This window comes from Ideonella sp. P3_A4, from assembly GCF_056403075.1.
The window spans coordinates 1-5,469 of the sequence record NZ_JBFUGE010000404.1 but is presented as its reverse complement, the minus strand read 5'-3'; the positions used below and the strand labels follow the sequence as shown (position 1 = coordinate 5,469).

4 protein-coding genes are annotated in these 5,469 nt (G+C 67.8%); 2 read left to right on the top strand and 2 right to left on the bottom strand.

All coding sequences use genetic code 11. From position 1 onward, the window contains the following. Positions 1 to 98: 98 nt before the first annotated feature. Both AC1DYI_RS25250 and AC1DYI_RS25245 read right to left on the bottom strand, forming a co-directional pair. Positions 99 to 1,967 carry a gamma-glutamyltransferase family protein gene (locus tag AC1DYI_RS25250; protein WP_477206886.1) on the bottom strand — a complete coding sequence of 623 codons (1,869 nt, stop codon included), beginning with the start codon at positions 1,965 to 1,967 and terminating at the stop codon, positions 99 to 101. A 73-nt stretch (positions 1,968 to 2,040) separates the two neighbouring features. Further along, positions 2,041 to 2,820 (bottom strand): SDR family NAD(P)-dependent oxidoreductase, encoded by a 780-nt coding sequence (locus AC1DYI_RS25245; RefSeq protein WP_477206885.1) that lies wholly within the window; start codon positions 2,818 to 2,820, stop codon positions 2,041 to 2,043. 124 nt (positions 2,821 to 2,944) lie between these two features. On the opposite strand from AC1DYI_RS25245, the gene AC1DYI_RS25240 reads away from it, so the two are divergent. Together AC1DYI_RS25240 and AC1DYI_RS25235 are read left to right on the top strand one after the other, a co-directional pair. Beyond that, the gene (locus tag AC1DYI_RS25240) at positions 2,945 to 3,856 is read left to right on the top strand and encodes a LysR family transcriptional regulator (protein WP_477206884.1); all 912 of its coding nucleotides are present in this window, start codon (positions 2,945 to 2,947) and stop codon (positions 3,854 to 3,856) included. 255 nt (positions 3,857 to 4,111) lie between these two features. Beyond that, positions 4,112 to 5,469: DUF3857 domain-containing transglutaminase family protein (locus AC1DYI_RS25235; RefSeq protein ID WP_477206883.1), on the top strand; the 1,358-nt coding region annotated here is incomplete at its 3' end.

Sequence of the window (5,469 nt, the reverse complement as noted above, 5' to 3'; positions counted from 1 at the left end):
ATCTGGTGCAGGTCTACACCGGCTTCATCTACGCCGGCCCGCCGCTGGTGCCGCAGGTGGCGCGCGCGCTGGCCAAGGGCTGAGCCAGCCGAAAACGCCTACTCGCCGACCACCACGCCTTCGCGGCGTCGGTCGGCCCCACCCAGCCAGCCACCGTCGACACGCTGCAAGACCTGCGAACCGCTGGTCAGGTCCTGCTCGATCACGCGCTGGCCGCGGGCTTGCAGCGCTTCGAGTGTGGCGGCCGGGAAGCGGCCGGCTTCCAACCGCGTCACGCCGTTGTCGTTGGCGAAGTTGGGCAGGTCCAGCGTCGCCTGGGGCGACAGCCCCCAGGCCAGCGTGCCAAGCAGCGTCTTCGCGTTGTAGTGGATGATCGCCGAGCCACCCGGCGAGCCCATCACCATCGTCAACTGCTTCTGCGCCGGCGCTTGCGTGTCGAAGACCATCGCCGGGCCCATGCTCGAACGCGGCCGTTTGCCCGGTTGCACGCGGTTGGCCACTGGTTTGCCCTGCGCGTCGCGCGGCACAAAGGCGAAGTCGGTCAGCTCGTTGTTGAGCAAGAAGCCACCCGGCTGGCCCGTGCCGCCATCGCTCATCACACGGCTGCCGAAAGCGGCTTCGATGGTGGTTGTCATCGACACCGCGTGGCCGTCCTTGTCGACGATGCTGATGTGGCTGGTGCCGTACTCTGGCTGATCGAGCTGCGGTGCCCATTGGCTGGACTTCATTGCCGGGGTCGGCTCACCCGCAGTGGCGATGCCCATGCTGCGCCGATCGTTGACCAGCGTCGCGCGCTGCGCCAGGTAGGGCTCGTCGATCAGGCTGCTCCAGCGGCCCGCAGGCGGCGCGACGAAGTCCGGGTCGGCCACGTACTGGGCTCGGTCGGCAAATGCGAGGCGAGCCACCTCGGCATAGCGGTGCAGGAAACCGGCGCTCGGCACACCGCCTTGCAGGGGTGCCGGGGGCGCCGTCAGCTCGTCCAGCATGCCCAGCATCTGCATCACCGCGATGTAGCCGGACGACGGCGGCGGGAAGCCACAGACGCGGTACCGATGGCGCCACAGCGTGCACATCGCCTCGCGCTGTTTGGGCTGGTAGGCCGCGAGATCGGACTCGCTCAACACGCCCGGGTTGCCGGGATACTGGCGCACGCGGCCCACGATGTCCGCCGCGACCGGGCCTTGATGCAAGGCTGAGCTGCCCTCGGCCGCGAGGCGGCGCAGCACAGCTGCGAAGGCCGGGTTGCGCACCCGCTCACCGGCGGCCAGCGGCTCTGCCGGCCCAGTGCCCGAGGGGCGGAAGAAGTAAGCCGTGGCCTGAGGGTCGCGACGCAAGGCTTCGGCATCGGCGCTGCGCAGCAAACCCGCCAATCGCGGGCCGACGACGAAGCCTTTCTCTGCCAAGCCGATCGCCGGCTCGAACAGTTTTGCCCACGGCAAGTGGCCATGCTGTCGGTGTGCCGCTTCCAACATCCGCACGGCACCGGGCGTTCCCACCGATCGGCCACCGGTCACCGCGGCATCGAACGTCATCGGCTGGCCAGCGGCATCGAGAAACAGCGATTCGGTGGCCGCCGCCGGCGCGGTCTCGCGACCGTCCCAGGCTTGCAAGCCGGCGCCGTCCCAATGCAGCAGAAATGCGCCGCCACCCAGCCCGCTGGACTGCGGTTCGACCAGGGCCAGCACCAGTTGCACGGCGACTGCTGCGTCGAGCGCATTGCCGCCCTGCCGCAGCATCGCCGCGCCAGCCTCGCTGGCTGCCGGATTCGCGCTCGCCACAGCCCAGTGTTGCCAACGCTGCGGGGCGGCTGCAGCGGCCAAGCCGGTGGCCGCCTCGGGGGCACGCGGCAGGTCTTCTGGCGCGTTGGTCTGAACCGGCGCCTGGCTGCAGGCGGCGAGGCTCGCCGCGGCCAGCCATGTCAACAGCCGCCGAATCGACACCTGCTCATTCAACCTGCCGCCATTCATCCGTCGCGTCCCCACGGTTGCAAAGCGGGGCATGATGCCACCGCCCCGCAGCGAGCGCGTAACGCAAAGTCGGTCAGAGCACCATGCCGCCCGAGACCTCGATGCGCTGGCCGGTGATCCAGCCGCTGCCCGGCGACAGCAGCATCGCCACCGCCGCGCCGATGTCGTCTGGCCGGCCGACGCGGCCCAGCGTGGTCTGCCCGGCGATCGCCGCATTCAGCTGCACGTTGTCACGCACCGCTCCGTCGCCGAAGTCGGTCTCGACCGCGCCCGGCGCCACCACGTTGACGGTGATCTTGCGCGGCGCCAGTTCCTTCGCCAGGTAACGCGTCATCACCTCGATGCCCCCCTTCATCGCCGCGTAGGCGCCGTAGCCCGGGAAGGTAAAGCGGGCCAGGCCGGAGGACACGTTCAGGATGCGGCCGCCATCGGCCAGCAACGGCAACAGGCGCTGCGTCAGGAACAACACGCCCTTCAGGTGGATGTTGAACATCTGGTCGAACTGGGCCTCGGTCGTCTCGGCCAGCGGCACGTGCACACCAGCACCGGCATTGTTGACCAGCGCGTCGAAGTCCGAGCGGCCGAAGTGCTGCGACAACGCGGTCTGCACCTGATCGGCAAAGGCGGCGAAGCCTGTCGTGCTGCTGGTGTCCAGCGGCAGCGCCAGCGCACGCCGGCCCAGTGACTCGATCTGCGACACCACGTCGGCCGCTTCATCGGCACGCGAGCGGAAGGTCAACAGCACATCGAAACCCTGGCGCGCCAGGTGCAGCGCCGCAGCGCGGCCCAGGCCACGGCTGCCACCGGTGACGAGGGCGATCTTCAGGGAGGGGATGGAGGCAACGGTCGTCATGGCGAGTCCTTGTGCAGGGGTGAAAGAGAAGCGATGACGAGACTTTATTGATTCACCTCGCGCTGATAAATTACCAATATTCGATCAATTTGTTCTCACAAGAAGAACAGTCAACAGACGCGCCATGAGCTTGCTGGACCAACTGAACGCCTTCGTCCAAGTCGCCGAGCTGGGCAGCTTCACCCAGGCGGCCGATCGTCTGGGCTGGCCGAAAGGCAAGGTCTCGACCACCATCCAGGCGCTCGAAAACCACCTCGGCACGCGGCTGCTGCACCGGACCACGCGCAAGGTGCAGCTGACGCAGGACGGCCTCGCGTTTCAAGAGCGCTGCCGCGACCTGCTGGCCGATGTCGACGAGCTGCAGACGCTGTTCCAACGCAGCGCGCCAGAGCTGAGCGGCCRCGTGCGGGTCGACATGTCGACCGGCTCTGCGCGCCACATGGTGATCCCGCGCCTGCCCGAGCTCCTGCAGCGCCACCCCAAGCTGGAAGTCGAGATCAGCAGCACCGACCGCCGGGTCGATCTGGTGCGCGAGGGTTTCGACTGCGTGCTGCGCGTAGGTGCGCTGCTGGACAGCGGCCTCATCGCGCGGCCGCTCGGGCGCCTTCGGATGATCAACTGCGCGAGCCCCGCCTACCTCGCACGCCACGGCACGCCGCAATCGCCCGAAGACCTGGCCCGGCACCAGCTGGTGCACTACGTGCCGGTGCTCGGTGCCCGGCCCGATGGCTTCGAGATTGCGGATGCGGACGGCAGTGTGCGCATCGTGCCGATGGTCGGCCAGGTGACGGTCAACAACGCCGAGGCCTACCAGGCCGCCTGCCTGGCCGGGCTGGGCCTGATCCAGGCCCCTGAACACGGCGTGCAGGCGCAGGTCGCCAACGGCGCGCTGATCGAGGTGCTGCCCGAGCACCGCGCACCTTCGATGGCGGTGCACCTGCTCTACGCCAACCGTCGCCACCTGCCGCAGCGTGTGCGGGCGGTGATGGATTGGCTGGCAGAGGTGATGGCGCCGCACATGGAGCCTTGGGCCTGAGGCTGACGCTCCGGGTCGCACTTCGGCGCCGGAAGTTCGTGAACTGCTGTCACAGGGTGCCCACTTCAAGGCGCCACTGCGACGCAAACGAGCATGACGCTGTCACACTTGGAAACAACGGTGACGGCCACCCTTTTGTGGGGCGGTGACGACCCGGCTGGCCGATCTTTCCGGCCTCGCCTTGGCCCGGTCTCGACCAGTGCGCCGGGCGCAATTTGTTTTGTCGACCACTTTGGGTCTCGGGAGGGATCAACCATGGGGCACCGCCTCACCAATGCCTGCCATGTGCAGCGCCGCCTGGCTTGGGCGGGATTCATCTCCGCGCTGCTGCTCGCCGGCCCAGTGCATGCGCAGGCCACCGCACCGGCCAAGCGTTCCACGCCTGCGGTCAAGGCCCCGTCAGCCAAGTCGGAAGAAGGCTATGCCTTGGAGCCGACACCCTCATGGGTTCAGGCTCAAACCGTCGATCAATCCCTGGTTGCCCAGTTGCCGCGAGCCCCGATACACGTGCTGCTGGAAGACCTGCAGACCCGGCTGGACCGCGACGACCAAAGCCAGTTCGTCCACATCGTGCGGCAGGTCAACGAGAGCGGTGGCCTCGAATCAGCGTCACAGATCCAGATCGACTTCGATCCCAGTTATCAGACGCTGGCACTGCACACGCTGGAGGTCTGGCGCAACGGCGCGCGCATCGACAAACTGCCGACCCGCAAAGTGCAACTGCTGCACCGTGAAGCACAGCTCGAGCGGCAGATGGTCGATGGCCGCCGCACGGCGTCCATCGTGCTCGACGATGTGCGTGTCGGCGATCGGGTCGAGTTTGCGTACACCTTGCGCGGAGCCAACCCGGTGTTCGAAGGCAAGTTCGTCGACACCGAATGGACGCTGAACTCCCGCGGCCCGACCGCGCTGCTGCGCTACCGCCTGCTCGCGCCGACATCCCGCAACATCCACCTGCGTGCCGATCCTTCGCGCCACGAAGTCAGCAGCCGCGACCAGGCCGGCTGGCGCGAAACGTTGATTCGCCGCGTCGGCGCGCCGCAGTTCCAGCAAGATCCCTACGCACCGGCCAGCGTCTACCTGCCGGACCAACTGCAGTTCAGCGAATTCTCCGACTGGGCTGAAGTCACGCGGTGGGGCACCCGCGTCTTCTCTGCCGCAGGAAACTCGCCCAGCCCAGCCGTGCGGGCTCAAGCCGATCGCCTGCAGCAAGCCGCCGGCAACGACCCGGCAGAGCGCGTGCGCCGCACGCTCGATTTCGTGCAAACCGAGGTGCGCTACTTCGGTACCGAAATCGGCGCGAACTCGCATCGTCCCGCCGAGCCCGAAGCGGTGTTGAAGCAACGCTTCGGCGACTGCAAGGACAAGACGACGTTGCTGATCGCGCTGTTGAGGGCGCAAGGCGTCGCCGCCACCCCGGTGCTGGTGTCAACGTTCTTGCGCAACGATGTGCCCGAGTTGCTGCCCAGCCCGCTCGCGTTCAACCATGTGATCGCCCGCGTCGACGTCGATGGCGGCCTGCTGCTCGACGGCACCCGCGGCCGCCAGACAGGGCCGCTGGGCGAGCGTCAATCCCGAGGCCTGGGATTTGGCCTGGCGGTCGATGGCAACAC

Coding starts and splice junctions, on each gene's coding strand:
- AC1DYI_RS25245 (WP_477206885.1), bottom strand. CDS start 2,820: ATGACGACCGTTGCCTCCATCCCCTCCCTGAAGATCGCCCTCGTCACC.
- AC1DYI_RS25250 (WP_477206886.1), bottom strand. CDS start 1,967: ATGAATGGCGGCAGGTTGAATGAGCAGGTGTCGATTCGGCGGCTGTTG.